Raw genomic sequence first — 16,986 nt, 5'->3', positions numbered from 1 at the left:
GGGCGGGCGGCCAGGGTACCCCTGCGCCGTCAGGCGGAACGAATCACCGTCACGAGCCGCCGGCGCCGCCCGAACCTTGGCCTTGTTCCCTGGCCAACGCCTCGAACGCGCCGTAGCCGGAGCGCTCGAGCTCGTCGGCGAGCTCCGGGCCGCCGCTCGCCACGATGCGGCCCTGCACGAACACGTGCACGACGTCGGGGCGCAGCACCGACAACAACCGGCGGTAGTGGGTGATGGCGAGCACCCCGAGGCCCCATTCATCGACGCCCTCGCGCACGCGCCGTGCCACGTCGCGAAGCCCGTCGACGTCGATGCCCGAGTCGAGCTCGTCGAGGACGGCGATCGTCGGCCGCAGGAGCGCCAGCTGCAACGTCTCGCTGCGCTTGCGCTCTCCCCCTGACAGGTCGACGTTGAGGGGCCGGTCGAGCAGGCGCGCCTCCAGCCCGACGCGCGCCGCCTCGGCCGACGCCGACGCCACCAGGGCCCGGCCGTCGTCGTCGGGGCCCGGACCCCGGCCGCGCAGGGCCTCGGTGAGAACCTGGTGCAGGCCGACGCCGGGCACCTCGGTGGGGTCCTGGGGCGCCAGGAACAGCCCCAGACGGGCCCGGCGCCACGGCGGCAGGGCGAGGAGGTCCTGACCGTCGAGGGTGACGTCGCCGCCGAGGACCTGGTAGCCGGGCTTGCCCATGAGGACGTGCGCCAGCGTGCTCTTCCCGGAGCCGTTCGGGCCCATGACGGCGTGCACCTCGCCGCCGCGCACCGTGAGGTCGACCCCGGTGAGCACGTCGAGCCCGGCGACGCCGGCGCGCAGCCCGCGCACCACCAGCTGGTGCGATCCGCCGCGGCCGGCAGCCGGGATCGTCACGGGAGCTCCACGAGCACGTCGTCACCCTCGACCCGCACCGTGTAGACCGGGACGGGCTTGGTCGCCGGCAGCGACCGGGGCTCGCCGGTGCGCAGGTCGAACATCGAGCCGTGCTTCCAGCATTCGATCTCGCACGCGCCGGCGAGGATCTCCCCCTCGGCGAGGGAGTAGTCCTCGTGGCTGCAGGTGTCACCGATGGCGTAGTAGTCGTCCTCGATGCGCACGAGCGCGATCCGGTGGGTGCCCGCGTCGAACCGGCGGGCGCTCCCGGCCGGGAGCTCGTCGCGCCCGCACAGGCGCACGACGTCACCCATCGTCGCCGTCCGGCCCGCTCGTGGCGCCGCTCGTGGCGCCGCTCCCGCCGTGGCCCGCGGCGGCGCCGTGCTCCCCCGCCCCGCGCTCGGCGGGCAGGCGCCCGGTCAGACGGGCCCCCACGGCGTCCTCCACCCACCGCCCGACGCCCGGGAACGGGGCGCGCCCGGCCAGATCCGAGAAGAAGCCCAGGATGACGAGCCGCTCCGCGACGACCGGCTCGATGCCCCGCGTCTCGAGGTAGTAGCGCTGGTCCTCGTCGATGGGGCCGACGGTGGAGGCATGACTGCACCGGACGTCGTTCTCGTCGATGTCGAGGTTCGGCACCGAGTCGGCGTGCGCCCCTTCGGAGAGCACGAGGTTGTGATTGGTCTGGAACGCGTTGGCCCCGCGTGCCCCCCGGCGGATCCGGATCAGGCCGCTGTAGACCGAGCGCGCCGTGTCGGCGACGGCCCCCTTGAACAGAAGCTCGCTCTCGGTGCGCGGCGCGTGGTGGTCCTGGAGGGTCCGGAAGTCATGGACCTGGTCCCCGGTGCCGAGGTACGCGGCCAGCAGGGCGGTGCGGCCGGCCTGGCCCACGAGGTCCGAGTCGGTGCGCACCCGCGAGTAGCGCCCGCCGAGCCCCGCCGTGAACGACCGCAACGTGGCGTCGCGTCCCACGCGGCTGGCCTGCACGGCCATGCACGTGGTGCCGCGCGCCAGGACCTGGAGGTTGGCGTAGCGCAGGCGGGCGTCGTCGGCCACGTGGAGCTCGGTGACGGGCACCACGAGGGCGGCGCGGGGATCGCTGTCGCCCTCGCCCCCCGCCGGGCGGCGGCCGTCCACCATGGAGGCCGGTGCCGTGAGCTCGATGACCCCGGCCTCGGCCGACGTGCCCAGCGCCACCAGCACGCGCGGGAACACCGAGACGCCGCGGCCGCCCGAGTCGCCGTCGACGGCGGTGTCGACCAGGTCGTCGACCGCGGCGTCGACGAGGTGGACGACGACGACCGGATCGCCCACCACGGCCTTGCGAGCCACGCGCACGACCACGGCGTCGGCGACGAAGGCGTCGTGCAGCTCCCCGAAGGCGTCACGCGCCGGTGCGAGCTCGCCGAGGTGCTCGGGGACGATCGGGCCCCCAGCGCGCGCGCTGGTCACCGACACGGCGTCGGAGGGGACCGAGGGCGACATCTCGACGGCCTCGACGTGGCCGTTGCGGGTCACCACCAGCCCGGCACGGGGCCCCAGGGAGTCGGCGAGCCCCCGGGCGAGGGCGAGGGCGGCGCCGGACGGGGCGACCGGGACGGCCGCCGGGGCGTAGGCGTCGAGGTCGAAGGCGTCGATGCCGCTGTAGCGCCACACCTCTTCGGCCTCGGTCGGGACGGCCGAGGCCGCGAACCGCTCCCAGGCCCCGGCCCGGCGGGCGGTCAACCAGTCGGGGCCGCCCAGTGCCACGGAGGCGTCGGCGGTGAAGGTGGTCAGCGGTCAACCTCTCTCGAACGTGCGGGGCCATGTCGACGCGGCCAGGCCGGCGACGCCCGCGGCCGGCGGGCCCTCTCGTCGCATCCTACCGGCCGCGACCGCACCCCTCTCCCGGCGGAATTCCCGGCTGAGCTGGACCCCGCCCCCATCCCGGCGCCCCGGGCGGGGCCGTAGTGTGGCGGCCATGGCGAACTCCGAGGTGCTCTCCATCGAACGCGACGGCCACGTCGCCACCCTCTGGCTGGACCGGCCCGAGGCCCGCAACGCCATGGGGCCGGCGTTCTGGGCCGACCTGCCGCTCGCCATGGGCGAGCTGTCGGACGACCGCTCGGTGCGAGCGGTGGTGGTGGCCGCCCGCGGCCCGCACTTCAGCGTGGGGCTCGACCTGAAGGCGATGGCGGGGCTGCTCACCGGCGACGGGGGCGGCGGGTCCCACGGCCCGGACGACGGCCCCGGCCACGCCGGCGGGCCCGGGGGCTCGAACGGGTCCGGCGACGCCGGCGGGCCCGGCGGCGGCCGGCCCTCCATGGCGGCGCGGGCGTTCACGGCCCGGCCGAGCATCCTGCGCATGCAGCGGTCGGTCACGGCGGTGGCCGAGTGCCCGAAGCCCGTGATCGCCGCCATCCACGGGTACTGCATCGGGGGTGGCGTCGACCTGGCCGCGGCCTGTGACATCCGGGTGGCGAGCGCCGACGCCGTCTTCTCGGTGCGCGAGACGCGTGTCGCCATCGTGGCCGACCTCGGCAGCCTGCAGCGGCTGCCGCGCATCATCGGCAAGGGCCACGTGGCGGAGCTGGCGCTGACGGGCAGGGACATCACCGCCGCCCGGGCGAGGGAGATCGGGCTCGTGAACGACGTGCTGCCCGACGCCGAGTCGGCCCTGGGAGCGGCGTACCGGCTGGCCGCCGAGATCTCCGCCAACTCACCCCTCGCGGTCCAGGGCACCAAGGCGGTGCTCGCCGCGTGCGAGGACAAGTCGGTGGCGGACGGCCTCGACTACGTGGCCACCTGGAACGCCGGGTTCCTCCAGTCCGACGACCTCGTCGAGGCCATGACCGCCTTCATGGAGAAGCGCCCGCCGGAATTCCGGGGGCGCTGAGCCCGCACCTCGCTCAGCGGCGGCGCCACGGCCACCGACGCCGGTCGCGGGGGCGCGGCGGGCGGCGCTCCTCTCGCTGGACCTCGGCCAGGGTCTCGGGGACGACGGCGTCGATGATGTCCTCGGCATCCTCGAGGAGTCGCACCACGTCGGGCCCCGTGGCCGGTTCGTCCTCGACGGGCGGTTCGACCAGCGAGCCGTGGACCCACCCCACGTCGGCCAGCCGGGGCTCGTACGACGCACAGTCGTCGGGGCAGCGCCAGGGCGCCTCGGGGGCGAGGTCGAGCTCACAGAACCGCACGACGTCGCCGCTGTCGTAGGTCCGGCTCTGGAAGTGCTTGCACTCCTCACGCATGGGCACGGTGCCATCATCCCATCCCGGGGCGGGGCGGCGGGCGCCGGGGCGCGGCGCCGGTGCGGTCAGCCGACCGCGCCCTCCATCTGCAGCTCGATGAGCCGGCTCCACTCGACCGCGTACTCCATGGGCAGGGTCCGCACCACGGGCTCGATGAAGCCGTTGACGATCATGCTCATGGCCTGGCTCTCCGACAGGCCGCGGCTCATGAGGTAGAAGAGCTGGTCCTCGCCCACCTTGGACACCGTCGCCTCGTGGCCGATCTGGGCGTCGCGCTCCTCCACCTCCATGTAGGGCTTGGTCTCGGAGGTGGACTGCTCGTCGAGGATGAGGGCGTCGCAGCGCACGAAGCTCTTGGCGTGCTTCGCCCCCTCCTCCACCCTGACCAGGCCCCGGTACGTCGACAGGCCGCCGTCCTTGGAGATCGACTTGGAGACGATCGTCGACGTCGTCTCGGGGGCGGCATGGATCATCTTCGCCCCCGCGTCCTGGTGCTGTCCCGCACCGGCGTAGGCCACCGACAGCACCTCGCCCGAGGCCTTGGGGCCCATCAGGTACACCGACGGGTACTTCATGGTCAGGCGCGACCCGATGTTGCCGTCGATCCACTCGACGCGGGCCTCGGCCTCCGCCCGCGCCCGCTTGGTCACGAGGTTGTAGACGTTGTTGGACCAGTTCTGGATGGTCGTGTAGGTGATGCGCGAGCCGGGCAGCGCCACCAGCTCGACCACGGCCGAGTGCAGCGAGTCCGTCGAGTAGACCGGCGCCGAGCACCCTTCGACGTAGTGCACCTGCGATCCCTCGTCGGCGATGATCAACGTCCGCTCGAACTGGCCCATGTTCTCGGCGTTGATCCGGAAGTAGGCCTGCAACGGCATGTCGATCTGCACGCCGGGCGGGACGTAGATGAACGAGCCGCCCGACCACACGGCCGAGTTGAGGGCGGCGAACTTGTTGTCGTTGGGAGGGATGATGGACCCGAACCAGCGCCGGACGAGGTCCGGGTAGTCGCGCACGGCCGTGTCCATGTCGCAGAACAACACGCCCTGCGCCTCGAGGTCGGCGCGATTGCGGTGGAACACCACCTCGGAGTTGTGGACGACGAACCCCTCGGCGACGAAGTTGTGGTGCCCGCTCACCTCGATGTCGAACACGGGCTCGACGCCCACCGACTCGATCGACTCGACCTCGACGAATCCGAGCATCTCGCTGGTGTGGGCGCGCAACACCGTGCCCTTGGCCGTCCGGTACGTGTGCACGTACTGCCGCCGGCCGAGGCGGTCACGGCGACGCGCGGAGCGCGCCGGCATCTGGTCGAAGCGCCCGCTCAGCCGGAGGTGGTACGCCTGCAGGATCCGGTCGCGGTCGAACGGGTGCCGGTTGCGAACGTCGATGACGCGGCTGCTCCCGATACCGCACAGGGCGAGCAGCTCCTTCAGCTGGGACAGCATGTCGCGATTGGCGCTGCAGAACATGGCGTCCTTGCTGGTGGCGTTGTCCCGCACGTAGCCGTCGGCGTCGAGCAGGCCGGCGATCAGCGCCAGACGCTGGGACCGGGGGAGCCCGAAGCACCAGTCCGGGAGGCGCTTGGTGTGCGAGGTCCCTCCGAGCCCGTTGCGCTCGACGAACTCGGCGAGGGCCGCGGTGCCCCTGCCCCGGAGGCGGGAGCCGTCGGGGGACAGGGCCAGCTCGATGCCGAACAGCTCCCGCGTGACGCGCCGGATCTCCTCGACCAGCACCTCGTCGGTCCGATCCACGGCGATCTCGACGACGGGGTGCGTGCCACGCTTCAGATAGCCGTCACCCAGGTAGACGCCGGCCCACCAGCACAGGTCGTCCGTCGTCACCACCGGGAACCGCGACGCCTCGGGCCGGTCCGGAGGCAACAGCGCCGCGGGTCGGCCGAATTCAGGGACGTCGGTGGCGATCGCCACCAGGTCGCCGACCACCAGGTCCTCGACCGGCACCCACGTGGGACGGAACCGGGCCTTCTTCGCGCCCGGTCGGCGCTCGTCGCGCAGGACGAGGAACGGGTGGTTCGACGATGCGCCGATGGTCCGGCCCCGCGCCGTGATCTCGAAGACCTCCTTGTCCCCGGAGCACCGCTGCCCGACGACACGGGCGGCGACCATGTCCTTGCTCGCCTCGTCCAGCGAGAAGACCTCGTCCCCGGGCACGAGCTCCTTTATGGGCCGCATCCCGGCGGTGGTCCACACGCGCGTCGATCCCCGGAGGCACTCGTACTGGGCCGTCACCCCGGCGAGGTACTTCCGCTCGGCTTCGGGGATGCCCAGCTTCTCGTAGGTCGTCTTGATGGACTCGGGCAGGGCGTCCCAGTCCTTCACCTGACCCTCGGTGGGCTTCACGTAGTAGTAGATGTTGTCGAAGTCGAGGTCCGGCATGTTCACGGCGAACCACTGCGCCATGGGCCGGGCGAAGAACCGCTTGAGCGCCTTCAGCCGGAAGTCGCGCATCCAGTCGGGCTCCCCCTTCATGCCCGACATCTCCCGGACGATCTCCTCCGACAGGCCTTTCTTCGGCTTGAAGACGTAGTCCTCGGCGTCGCTCCAGCCCAGCTTGTACCGGCCCAGGTCGAGATCGGCTGTGGTCATGATCACCTCTGGCCCGAGGAGCCGGACGCACCGCCCGACCGAGCCTCGGGGCCGCTCGGGAGATTTCTCCTATCCAGATAGTAACAACCAGGGGGTGGCGGTGCGACCGTGGCGGGCCCTGTCTGGGATCATCCTGCGATGACCGGTCCCGATCATCGTCGCCCGCCGGGGGGGACCACCCCCGGACCCGTGCCCGACCGGTCGGCGGCGGCCCCGGCGGCCCCCCGGCGCCCCACGGTCCTGGAGGCCCACGGAGACCGGCGGGTCGACGACTGGTTCTGGCTCCGCCGGCGCGACGACCCCGAGGTGGTCGCCCACCTCCGGGCCGAGAACGACTTCACCGAGGAGCAGACCGCACACCTCGCCGAGCTCCGGGCGGAGCTGTTCTCCGAGTTCCGGGCCCGCATCGTGGAGACCGACCTCAGCGTCCCCGTGCGCAAGGGACCGTGGTGGTACTACGAGCGCACCCTCGAGGGTCAGGCCTACCCGATCCACTGCCGCCTGCCGGTGCACGGCCCCGGACGCGACCCGGCGACGCCCCCGCTCCCCCGCGCCGGGGACGAGGACCCCGTGTCGACGAGCCCCCGGGAGGACGGCGCGTCGACGAGCCCCCGGGAGGACGGCGCGTCGACCAGCCCCCGGAAGGGCGCCGCCGAGGCGGCGGGACCGTGGCCCGACGAAGAGGTGCTGCTCGACGAGAACACGCTGGCCGGGTCCCATCCCTACCTCGACGTGGCCAACATCGCCGTGAGCCCGGGCCACACCCGCCTGGCCTACGCCGTCGACACCACCGGTGACGAGCGCTTCACGCTCCGGCTGCGCGACCTCGGCGGCGGCGGTGACCCCGGCGGCGGCGGTGACCCCGGTGGCGGCGGTGACCTCGCGGACGCCATCCTCGGCACGTCGTACGGCGTGGCGTGGGCCGACGACGACGCCACCGTCTTCTACACCCGGCCCGACGACGCCAACCGGCCCCACCAGCTCTGGCGCCACCGCGTCGGGAGCGCGCCGGACGACGACGTGCTGGTCCTCGAAGAGCCCGACGAGCGGTTCCACCTGGGAGTCGGCAGGACCAAGGACGGGGCGTACGTGCTCGTGGAGCTGCACTCGCGGGTCACGTCGGAGGTCCTGGCGATCCCTGCCGACCGCCCCGAGGACGCCCCGCGCGTGGTGGAGCCCCGGGCCCAGGGGGTGGAGTACGGCGTCGAGCACCATCGGGGGACATTCCTCCTGCTCACCAACGACGACGCCGAGAACTTCCGGGTCGTCGCCACGGCGGCCGACGCGCCGGCCCGGGACGGCTGGCGCGAGGTGATCCCGCACCGGCCCGACGTCCGCCTGGAGGGGCTCGACGTGTTCGCCGGCCACCTGGTCAGCTACGAACGGCGCCAAGGGATGCCACGCATCCGCGTGGTGCCGGTCCCCGACGGCGACGACCCGTGGCGCCACCCCCTCCCCGAGGGCGTCCTCGTCCCGTCCCCCGAGACCCCGTCGTCGTCGTGGGGCGGCCCCAACCCGGAATTCGACAGCACGACGCTGCGCTACGAGTACTCGTCGCTCGTGACCCCGCGCTCGGTGTTCGACCTCGACATGGGCGCCGGCACGGCCGTGCTGCGCAAGCGCCAGCGTGTCCTCGGCGGGTACGAACCGGCGCGCTACGCCACCGAGCGGCTGTGGGCCGTCGCCCCCGACGGCACCGAGGTCCCCATGTCCGTCGTGTACCGCCGGGACGTGCCGCGTGACGGCAGCGCGCCGTGCCTCCTGTACGGCTACGGGTCGTACGAGGCGTGCATGGACCCCGTCTTCTCGTCGCTGCGCCTCAGCCTCCTCGACCGCGGGTTCGTCTTCGCCATCGCCCATGTGCGCGGCGGTGGAGAGCTCGGGCGCCGGTGGTACGAGGAGGGGAAGCTGCTCGCCAAGCCCAACACGTTCAGCGACTTCGTGGCGTGCGCGCGCACGCTCGTCGACGGGGGATGGACCACGCCCGGGCGGCTCGTGGCCCGCGGCGGGTCGGCGGGCGGCCTCTTGATCGGGGCCGTCGCCAATCTCGCGCCCGAGCTGTTCCGTGCGATGGTGGCGGAGGTCCCGTTCGTGGACTGCCTCACCACCATCCTCGACGACTCCCTGCCCCTCACCGTCATCGAGTGGGAGGAGTGGGGCAACCCCATCGTCGACCCGGCCGTGTACGCCGTGATGAAGGCGTACACCCCGTACGAGAACGTGCGGTCCGTGCGCTATCCAGACATGCTCGTCACGGCGGGGCTCGAGGACCCCCGTGTCGGCTTCTGGGAGCCGGCGAAGTGGGTGCAGAAGCTCCGGGCCGCCGACCCGGGCGGGCGGGTGCTGCTCAAGGTGGAGCTCGACGCCGGGCACGCGGGGCCCTCGGGACGCTACGAAGCCTGGCGCGACGAAGCCTTCGTCGTGGCGTTCGTCCTCGACGCCGTCGGTGCCGCCACCTGATCGGGCGCACCCGCGCCCCCTGCACACCGGCGACGGGGCGCCGCCGGCAGCTCAGGAGGCGCCGGCCGCGCCGGCCTCGAAGGTCATCGTGAACGGCGCGACGTACCCCGCCGGGAACCGGACCGGCGTGCCGTCCATCGACACGCTGACCGAGCCGGGCGCGCCGAGCTCCACGGCGAGCGTCCCGGTGGCCGACAGCGAGTGCGTGTCCCCGCCCGGCAGGGTCCCGGTCCAGACGACCGCGCCGGTCGCGGTGTCCCTGGCCATCACCCAGCACGGGCCGGTGGCGTCGAGCACGACCGTGTAGTGCGCACGCGTCGCCACGTACGTCGCGCCGGAGGCCGTGTCGCTCACCGGCGCGCCGGACTCGTGCGGGGGCACCGTGGTGGTCCCACGGCCCGCGGCGACTCCTCCGCCGTGGTGTGGGCCGTGACTGCCGGGTGACGTCGACGACGACCCGACGGCAACGGCGACGGCGGCCGCCGCGCCGACGACGACGACCGCAGCCACGGCGAGCACGGCGCGACCCCTCCCACGGACTTCCCGCCGGCCGACGCGCTCGGCGCGCCGCCCCGGGCCCGACGGGGGACCGCCCGGTGCCGGTGGCGGGCCCGGCGGCTCGTGACGCCGGGGCAGCCGGGGCGGCCGGGGCCGCGCACCGGCCCCTGGGCTCGGCACCGGCCCCCGGAGGGGCTGTTCCCGACTGTCGGCGATGTGGCGCAGCGTTTCGAGGGTGTGCTGGTGGTGTTGGACGGACTGGCGCTCGTCGGCGACCCGGCGCCACGTGACCCGGGCCACGATGGCCCCGCCGAGGGCGATCACACCGACGATGAGCGCCGTAGTCATCGCCACCATTCAAACGAACATGATCGGCTTTGGGTATCGCGAGCCCACGAGTGTCTCCCTGCGTGGGAGACCCATCACCACCCGTCGTCCGAACCCCAGGTGGCCCGAACGGTCACCGGCACGCAGCCGGACGGGGCCGGGCCGGCGGTCCCGTCGCAGGGACTCCGTGCCCGCCGCAGGGGCGCCCCGAGCGGCGACGCCGATCAGGACTGCGGCATGGAGGGAAAGGCGTAGTCGGGCGGGGCGGCACGCGGCGGAGCTCGCCGGGCCAGGGCGTCGGCGACGGCGGGCGCCAGTCGTCGCGCCTTCGCCTCTTCGATCGACTCGGCGCGGTCACGGAACTCCGGCATGACCTCGCGGGCGAACAGCTCCAGGGACTCGCAGATGTGCTCGTGGCGGTTGCGGCCCGCCTGGCTGACGAAGATCAGCTGGTCCACGCCCGCGGCCTCATAGGCGCGGACGAGGTCGCTGATCTGCGAGGGCGTCCCCACGGCCCCGCGCAGCGACCCGAGGCCCTGTTCCATGAGCTGCGCACCGAGCTGCTGGCCGGTCCGGGCGGCGATGTCGCGGCTGAAGCCGAACCGATCGCGGTTCTCCTGGAATTCCTGCCAGACGTCGGTGAGCCCGGGCGAGTGCATCCCGAACAGGTAGTAGTGCCCGAGCGAGTAGCCGAAGAAGTGGCTGCCGTCGAGCCCGCGGTCGATGGCGGTCGCCTCGTCGGCATGGCACATGAGCGGCAGGACACAGGCGAGGTTGGCATTGACGGCGAAGCCCGCCGGCACGCACCGGTCGGAGGTGATCGTGGCGTAGTAGTCGTCGACCCACGTCTTGGCCTCGTCCGGCTCGACGAACGAGAAGGTCAGCGCGCCGATGCCCTTCTCGGCCGCCAGGTGGATGGTGTCGCGCCGGCTGCACGCCACCCACAGCGGCGGGTGAGGCCGCTGCAACGGCTTGGGCACCAGGTTGCGGGGGGGTATGTGCACGAACCGCCCCTCGTGCCCCGCGAAGGGGGTCTCCACCATGAGACGGGTGACGACGTCGAGCGCCTCGTCCCACTGGGCGCGCTTGGTCGCCCGGGCCACGCCGAAGCCGCCCAGCTCGGCCTCCGAGCTGGACTCACCGGTGCCGAGGTCGACGCGACCGTCGGACACGAGGTCCAAGGTGGCGACCCGCTCCGCCACGCGCGCCGGGTGGTTGTAGCCCACCGGCAGCTGGACGATGCCGTGCCCGAGGCGGATGCGGCTCGTCCGCTGGCTGACCGCGGCCAGGAAGACCTCGGGGGCCGAGGAGTGCGAGTACTCCTCGAGGAAGTGGTGCTCCACCTCCCACACGTAGTCGAAGCCGAGGGCGTCGGCGAGCTCGATCTGATCGAGCGCGTCCTTGAACAACCGGTGCTCGGCGTCCTCGGCCCAAGGGCGGGGAAGCTGCAGCTCGTAGAAGACGCCGAATCGCACGCGACCGACTAGCCGACTAGCCGCGGTCGTCGTGCTCGAGCATGGCGTCGACCAGCCGCTCGACCAGCAGCCGGTCGCGGTCGGACAGGCGGCGCAGCTTCACCCCCAACAACGAGCCGTCGTCCCCGGAGCGCCCGGCGTCGGTGGCGCGGGCGGCGGGCTTCGGTGCCCGGGCGGGCCGGCCGATGCGGGCCAGGACGTCCTCGACGGGGACCTCGAGCGCGCCGGCCAGGCGCTCGAGGACGTCCGCGCTGGGATTGGGCAGGAGCCGGATACCCCCGATGGCCTCCTTGCGCCCCGTCTCGAGGTCGCGCCACAGCGTCTCGGGGATCTTCGCCCGCCGGGCGGCGTCGCGGCGGCGCAGGCCCCGCTGCTCGCGCTGCTCCGCCACCCAGCGCCCGAACTCCACCCATTGCTGCGATTCGTCCACGCCGCCAGCGTGCCGGTTCTCGGCGCGCCAGTCCAGCCCCCGGCGCGCCACGCGCACCGCGGACCGGATCGAGTCGTCACGGGGCGCCTCCGCGCCCGTGGCCCCGGCGCGGGGGCCGCCGGAGCGGGGCGCCCCGGCCCGCGTCACGTCCGCAGGCCGTAGCGGGGGCAGAGGGCCGGGTCGAGGTCCGAGCGGCGGGGGTTGGACTGGTCGCGCGCCGACAGCACGGGGGCGGCGATGCCCCAGTCCGCACCGACTTCGGGGTCGTCCCAGGCCACACCCAACTCGTCGTTGGGGTTGTAGTAGCCGTCCACGAGGTACCACAGCAGGACATCGGTGAGCGATGCGAACCCGTGGGCCACGCCCGGCGGGATGAACACGCCCGTGTCGCGCGCGCCGTCCAGGTCGATCGACATGGTGACGGCCTCGGTCGGAGACCCGATGCGCAGGTCGTGGAGGACGACCCGGGCCGTGCCACGCAGGACGTACCAGTAGTCGGCCTGGTGGAGGTGGTAGTGCAGGCCGACGACGGCGCCCGCCTGCTTCTCGGAGCGGTTCCCCTGGACCATCTCGCGTCCGAGCGGGAACCACGACCGCCGGTAGGTCTCGATGAAGCGACCGCGCTCGTCGCCGTGGACGTCGGGCTCGACCACGACCACGTCGGCGATCTCGTCGGAGGGAATGATCCGGGGCACGGCCGGTGAGGCTACCGCCGGACGACGCGCCGATCGAGACGGGGCCGCCCTGTCGCCCCGGCGCGCCCGCGCCCTACGGCTCGAACCGGCCGAAGCCACCCCGGTAGTAGAGCAACGGCCGGCCCCGGCGGACGCCCATGTCCTGGACACGGCCCACGACCAGCTCGTGGTCGCCGGCGTCGTGCGCGACCACGAACGCGCACTCGACCCAGCCCAGGGCGCCGTCGAGGATGGGGGCGCCGTTGCCCGCCGAGCGCCAGCCCACGCCCGTGAACTTGTCCCCGCCCGAGATGGCGAAGTCCCGGCTGAGCGCCTCCTGGTCCTCGGCGAGGATGTTGACGCAGAACGAGCCGGCCGCCACGATCCGGGGCCAGCTGGTGGAGCTCTTCCCGGGTGCCAGCGCCACGAGGGGCGGCTCGAGCGACAGGGACGTGAAGGCCTGGCAGGTGAACCCGACGGGCTCGGCGTCCTCCATGGCGGTGACGATGGTCACCCCCGTGGCGAAGTGGCCGAGGACCTCGCGGAAGCGCCCGGCGTCGAACGTCGACGCCCCGGACGCCCCCATGTCGTCGCCGTCGGCGTCGACCGCCCCGATCCCCTCCGCCGCAGTGTCGCTCATGGTCTCCTCGTCCTGCTCGCCACGCTCGGGTGCCGTCAGGGGCGCCCGAGGTCGATGACCAATCCTTCCCTGGCGGCCACGACGCCGTCGAGACGGGCGGCGTCGGGCGCCACCTTCGCCTGGGCCAGGAGCCCGTCGATGTCGTCGTCGGTGTGCTGCGGGTCGTGGTGGAACAGCGCCAGCTGCCGGGCGCCGGCGGCCGCCGCCACGTGCACGGCGTAACCGATGGTGGAGTGCCCCCACGTGGCCTTGGCCCGGTACTCCTCCTCGGTGTACTGGGCGTCGTGGATGACGAGGTCGGCGTGGTCGCACAGCTCGAGCACCGCCGGCGCGACCACGGACCGGTCGTCGGGGGCCTGGTGATCGCTCACGAAGGCCACCGAGGCGTTTCCGGCCTCGATCCGGAACCCGAGGGTGGTGCCCACGTGCGGGACGCGCCGAACCCGCACCTTGGCCGACCCCACGGCGATGACCTCGTCGGTCACCTCGTTGAACTCGATCTTGCCCTGGAGCTCCTTCACCTGCACGGGGAAGAAGGGGGGCTTCACCACCCTGTCGATGATGTCGTGGAGCGTGCCGCCCTCCTGGGGCGGCCCGTAGACGTCCATGCGCCCGCCCTCGCGCAGCAGCGGCGTGCAGAAGGGCAGGCCGATGATGTGGTCCCAATGCAGGTGCGTCAGGAAGGCGGTGACCTCGACGGGGTTGCCGAGCCCGTAGCGGTCCTCGAGCGCGTGCCCGAGCGGGCGGAGGCCGGTCCCGAGGTCGAGGACGATCGGCGGCTCGTCACCGACTTCGACGGTGACGCACGCGGTGTTGCCGCCGTAGCGCACGTAGTGCTCACCCGAGCACGGGCACGAGCCCCTGACGCCGAAGAACGTGACTCGCAGCGAACGACCCCCTCTGTCTCCCCCGCCGGTGCCCGGCGGCCTCCCGGCGATCTCCCGGCGAGCGGACCGGCCCCAGGGAGCCGGGGAGGCCCCTCGGGCGCCGACACTACTCTCCGACCATGCAATCGCGGCTCGTCACTGTCAACGGCATCGCGTTCTCCTACCTTGAGGCCGGGCCCGCCGCCGGGCCCCTGGCCCTGTGCCTGCACGGCTTCCCTGACACGGCGCACACGTGGAGGCACCTCATGCCGGCCCTGGCCGACGCCGGGTACCACGTGGTGGCGCCGTGGATGCGGGGGTACGCGCCCACGGCCGTCCCGACGGACGGCGTCTACCAGGTGGGCGCCCTGGCCAGCGACGCCTGCGCCCTCCACGGTGCGCTCGGCGGCGACGGCGACGCCGTGGTGATCGGCCACGACTGGGGGGCGTACGCCGCCTACGGCGCGGCGGTGCTGCACCCGGACCGGTGGCGCCGGGTGGTCGCCATGGCCGTCCCGCCCCTGGCGGCGTCGGCAGAGTCGTTCTTCACCTACGCGCAGCTGAAGCGCAGCTTCTACGTCTTTCTCTTCCAGCTCCCCATGGCCGAGATGGCCGTGGCCGCCGACGGCCTGGCGTTCCTCGACCACTTGTGGGCGGACTGGTCGCCGGGATACGACGCCACATGGGACGTGGCCCAGGTGAAGCAGTCGATCGGTGACCCCGCCAACCTCGCTGCCGCCATCGGCTACTACCGATCGCTGTTCGACCCGGCGTACCAGGACCCCGTGTACGCCGAGGCCCAGGCGGCGACGGCCGAGGTGCCGTCGCAGCCGACGATGTACCTGCACGGCACCGACGACGGCGCCATGGGCCTCGACGCCATCGGGGACGTGGGCGCGCTCCTGCCCGCAGGCTCCGAGCGGGTGACCGTCGAGCGTGCCGGCCACTTTCTCCATCTGGAGCAGCCCGATCTCGTGCGGGACCACGTCCTGCGCTTCCTCACCTGAGCACGGCGGGGCCCGGCGGTGTCTTCGCCGGCGGCGCCCGACGGCGCCCGTGTCGGCGGGGCCCGGCGATCACGGAAGGGTGAGCGTGCCCCCCGGCCCGCGCCGGGCCAGGCCCTCGGCGACGAGCGCGTCGGCGACGCGTCGGGCGCGGGCGGCGTCGTGGGGCCAGCCGCACACCGCCGCCACCTGCGCGGCGGGTACGCGGCCCGCCCGGAGCGCGGCGACGAGGCGCCCCCGTCCCTGGCGGTCGGAGCCGCCGAAGGGGGCTTGCCGGGTCGGTGCGGCCGCGGGGTCGGGCGTGACGCCTCCGGCGCGGCGCCACGCACAGCGCCGCGCCAGGGGGCAGCGACCGCACGCCGGGCGACGCGCCGTGCACGCCACCGCGCCGATCTCCATGATCGCCTGGTTCCACTCCCACGACCGGCCCCTCGGCACGAGGCCGTCGGCCAGCGACTGGGCGCCACCGGTCGTCAGGGGTGCGCCGGCCACGGCCCGCGCCAGGACCCGAGCCACGTTGACGTCCACCACGGCTTCGTGGCGCTCGAAGGCGAAGGCGAGCACCGCACGGGCCGTGTACGCCCCGACGCCGGGCAGGGCCTCGAGCGCCCGGCGGTCGGCCGGGACCGAGCCGCCGTGGCGCTCCGAGATCGCCTGCGCGGCCCGGTGGAGCTGGCGCGCACGGCGGTTGTACCCGAGGCCGGCCCAGGCCCGGAGCACCGCGGCCGGCCCCGCGTCGGCGCAGGCGCGCGGGGTCGGGAAGGAAAGCATGAAGCGCGCGTAGGGCTCGACCACACGCGACGCCTGCGTCTGCTGGAGCATGACCTCGCTCACCATGACCGCCCATGGGTCGCGCGTCGAGCGCCAGGGGAAGGGGCGCAGGCCGTCCCGGCCCACGCCGAGGACGGCCCGTCGCAGCGCGCCGAGGGCTGGTCCCGCCGGTGGGGCGGTCAGTCCCAGACGTCGGCCCCGTAGGGACGCCGGCGCTCGGGGGCGGCCTCGCGCTTCCACACCATGAGCTTGCGGCGGAAGTAGCAGACCTCCTCGCCGCGCTGGTTGAAGCCCTTCGTCTCCACCGTGACGATGCCCCGGTCGGGCTTCGACGAGGACTCGACCTTCCCGATGACCCTCGTCTCGGCGTAGATGGTGTCGCCGTGGAAGGTCGGGTAGCGGTGGACGAGCGACTCCACCTCGAGGTTGGCGATGCACGACCCGCTCACGTCGGGGACGCTCATCCCGAGCACCAGCGAGTAGACGAGGTTGCCCACCACGACGTTCTTGCCGTGCACCGTCTCGTTCTGCGCGAACCACTCGTTGGTGTGCAGGGGATGGTGGTTCATCGTGATCATGCAGAAGAGGTGGTCGTCGTACTCCGTGACGGTCTTCCCCGGCCAGTGCCGGTAGATGTCACCGGGCTCGAAGTCCTCGAAGTACCGGCCGAAGGGGCGGTCGTAGGTGGTCATGGCGCCGGCCTCGGCCGGGTGGTGAACCCGAGGGCCCAGTCGGCCTCGGACTCGCCGCCGATGGACAGGCGCCACGTGTAGCGGTTGCCGGGCTCGAGCGGGAGCGGGCCGAGGTTGACCGCCAGGGCGACGTCGATGGGCGTCCCCACCGGGACCGTCGTCGGCCGCACGACGTTGAACTCCCCGCGCACCTCCACCGGGTGGGTCCCCTCCGGGGTGTCCACCATGACCGGCCGGCCGTCGGCGTCCTCGAGGTACAGCTCCCAGTGGTGCACCTGGTCGGCCTCGTGCCATCCCACGTCGATCTTGAGCGCGATGGCCGAGGGCATCGGCTCGGGCCCCGTGAGGGACCACCCACCCCCCAGCACGAACAGCTTCCCGTCGGCGACCTGGGCGGAGTCGCACAGCAGCATCGTGACCTTCACGTCCGGCAGGCTACAGC

The 16,986-nt window shown here is 73.2% G+C and carries 17 protein-coding genes; 3 read left to right on the top strand and 14 right to left on the bottom strand.

Annotation, left to right across the window (positions count from 1 at the left end):
• Positions 1-49: 49 nt before the first annotated feature.
• From sufC to VMV22_03070, 3 genes are read right to left on the bottom strand one after another with little or no spacing between them, the layout of a single operon-like run.
• Complete coding sequence (gene sufC, locus VMV22_03080) at positions 50-865, bottom strand: Fe-S cluster assembly ATPase SufC (protein ID HUY21303.1); 816 nt, start codon at positions 863-865, stop codon at positions 50-52.
• Positions 862-1,179 (bottom strand): non-heme iron oxygenase ferredoxin subunit, encoded by a 318-nt coding sequence (locus tag VMV22_03075; protein ID HUY21302.1) that lies wholly within the window; start codon positions 1,177-1,179, stop codon positions 862-864. The genes sufC and VMV22_03075 overlap by 4 nt, the downstream gene beginning before the upstream one ends.
• Positions 1,172-2,614 carry a SufD family Fe-S cluster assembly protein gene (locus VMV22_03070; GenBank protein ID HUY21301.1) on the bottom strand — a complete coding sequence of 481 codons (1,443 nt, stop codon included), beginning with the start codon at positions 2,612-2,614 and terminating at the stop codon, positions 1,172-1,174. The genes VMV22_03075 and VMV22_03070 overlap by 8 nt, the downstream gene beginning before the upstream one ends.
• Before the next feature lie 211 nt (positions 2,615-2,825).
• Between VMV22_03070 and VMV22_03065 the strand changes: the two genes are divergently transcribed.
• Positions 2,826-3,740, top strand: coding sequence for an enoyl-CoA hydratase-related protein (locus VMV22_03065; protein ID HUY21300.1), 915 nt, complete (start codon positions 2,826-2,828; stop codon positions 3,738-3,740).
• Between the two features lie 13 nt (positions 3,741-3,753).
• On the opposite strand, the gene VMV22_03060 is transcribed toward VMV22_03065, so the two are convergent.
• Positions 3,754-4,101: a hypothetical protein gene (locus VMV22_03060; protein HUY21299.1), complete on the bottom strand. Its 348-nt coding sequence runs from the start codon at positions 4,099-4,101 to the stop codon at positions 3,754-3,756.
• Between the two features lie 59 nt (positions 4,102-4,160).
• On the bottom strand, positions 4,161-6,707 hold the full coding sequence (sufB, locus tag VMV22_03055; GenBank protein ID HUY21298.1) for a Fe-S cluster assembly protein SufB: 2,547 nt from the start codon (positions 6,705-6,707) through the stop codon (positions 4,161-4,163).
• A 138-nt stretch (positions 6,708-6,845) separates the two neighbouring features.
• Between sufB and VMV22_03050 the strand changes: the two genes are divergently transcribed.
• Entirely contained in the window at positions 6,846-9,167 is a 2,322-nt protein-coding gene (locus VMV22_03050) for a S9 family peptidase (GenBank protein ID HUY21297.1), read from the top strand.
• Positions 9,168-9,218: 51 nt separating this feature from the next.
• Here VMV22_03050 and VMV22_03045 read toward each other — a convergent pair whose 3' ends face one another.
• From VMV22_03045 to VMV22_03020, 6 genes are all read right to left on the bottom strand, one after another.
• Entirely contained in the window at positions 9,219-10,022 is an 804-nt protein-coding gene (locus VMV22_03045; protein ID HUY21296.1) for a DUF4115 domain-containing protein, read from the bottom strand.
• 194 nt (positions 10,023-10,216) lie between these two features.
• Entirely contained in the window at positions 10,217-11,467 is a 1,251-nt protein-coding gene (locus tag VMV22_03040; protein HUY21295.1) for an LLM class flavin-dependent oxidoreductase, read from the bottom strand.
• Between the two features lie 16 nt (positions 11,468-11,483).
• On the bottom strand, positions 11,484-12,044 hold the full coding sequence (locus VMV22_03035; GenBank protein HUY21294.1) for a helix-turn-helix domain-containing protein: 561 nt from the start codon (positions 12,042-12,044) through the stop codon (positions 11,484-11,486).
• Entirely contained in the window at positions 12,041-12,592 is a 552-nt protein-coding gene (gene rfbC, locus VMV22_03030; GenBank protein ID HUY21293.1) for a dTDP-4-dehydrorhamnose 3,5-epimerase, read from the bottom strand. Before rfbC ends, VMV22_03035 begins: the two co-directional genes overlap by 4 nt.
• Positions 12,593-12,665: 73 nt before the next feature.
• A complete protein-coding gene (locus tag VMV22_03025) occupies positions 12,666-13,211 on the bottom strand; it encodes a flavin reductase family protein (GenBank protein HUY21292.1) in 546 nt (181 codons plus the stop codon).
• Positions 13,212-13,246: 35 nt separating this feature from the next.
• Positions 13,247-14,041: an MBL fold metallo-hydrolase gene (locus VMV22_03020; protein HUY21291.1), complete on the bottom strand. Its 795-nt coding sequence runs from the start codon at positions 14,039-14,041 to the stop codon at positions 13,247-13,249.
• Between the two features lie 176 nt (positions 14,042-14,217).
• On the opposite strand from VMV22_03020, the gene VMV22_03015 reads away from it, so the two are divergent.
• The gene (locus tag VMV22_03015; protein HUY21290.1) at positions 14,218-15,084 is read left to right on the top strand and encodes an alpha/beta hydrolase; all 867 of its coding nucleotides are present in this window, start codon (positions 14,218-14,220) and stop codon (positions 15,082-15,084) included.
• 69 nt (positions 15,085-15,153) lie between these two features.
• Here VMV22_03015 and VMV22_03010 read toward each other — a convergent pair whose 3' ends face one another.
• The 3 genes from VMV22_03010 to VMV22_03000 are packed head-to-tail and all read right to left on the bottom strand — an operon-like array spanning position 15,154 to position 16,969.
• Complete coding sequence (locus VMV22_03010; protein HUY21289.1) at positions 15,154-15,978, bottom strand: A/G-specific adenine glycosylase; 825 nt, start codon at positions 15,976-15,978, stop codon at positions 15,154-15,156.
• 53 nt (positions 15,979-16,031) lie between these two features.
• Positions 16,032-16,544 carry a MaoC family dehydratase gene (locus tag VMV22_03005; GenBank protein ID HUY21288.1) on the bottom strand — a complete coding sequence of 171 codons (513 nt, stop codon included), beginning with the start codon at positions 16,542-16,544 and terminating at the stop codon, positions 16,032-16,034.
• The gene (locus tag VMV22_03000) at positions 16,541-16,969 is read right to left on the bottom strand and encodes a hypothetical protein (protein HUY21287.1); all 429 of its coding nucleotides are present in this window, start codon (positions 16,967-16,969) and stop codon (positions 16,541-16,543) included. Before VMV22_03000 ends, VMV22_03005 begins: the two co-directional genes overlap by 4 nt.
• Between the last annotated feature and the right edge of the window lie 17 nt (positions 16,970-16,986).

The organism is Acidimicrobiales bacterium, assembly GCA_035531755.1.
GTDB lineage: Bacteria > Actinomycetota > Acidimicrobiia > Acidimicrobiales > UBA8190 > DATKSK01.
Note: the sequence above shows the minus strand (reverse complement) of the source record. Positions and strands in the feature narration are given on the sequence as shown.

Bases quoted from the DNA above. Each gene is read 5' to 3' on its own strand.
- VMV22_03075 (HUY21302.1), bottom strand. From the start codon at position 1,179: ATGGGTGACGTCGTGCGCCTGTGCGGGCGCGACGAGCTCCCGGCCGGG.
- VMV22_03065 (HUY21300.1), top strand. From the start codon at position 2,826: ATGGCGAACTCCGAGGTGCTCTCCATCGAACGCGACGGCCACGTCGCC.
- sufB (HUY21298.1), bottom strand. From the start codon at position 6,707: ATGACCACAGCCGATCTCGACCTGGGCCGGTACAAGCTGGGCTGGAGC.
- VMV22_03050 (HUY21297.1), top strand. From the start codon at position 6,846: ATGACCGGTCCCGATCATCGTCGCCCGCCGGGGGGGACCACCCCCGGA.
- VMV22_03045 (HUY21296.1), bottom strand. From the start codon at position 10,022: ATGGTGGCGATGACTACGGCGCTCATCGTCGGTGTGATCGCCCTCGGC.
- VMV22_03025 (HUY21292.1), bottom strand. From the start codon at position 13,211: ATGAGCGACACTGCGGCGGAGGGGATCGGGGCGGTCGACGCCGACGGC.
- VMV22_03015 (HUY21290.1), top strand. From the start codon at position 14,218: ATGCAATCGCGGCTCGTCACTGTCAACGGCATCGCGTTCTCCTACCTT.
- VMV22_03005 (HUY21288.1), bottom strand. From the start codon at position 16,544: ATGACCACCTACGACCGCCCCTTCGGCCGGTACTTCGAGGACTTCGAG.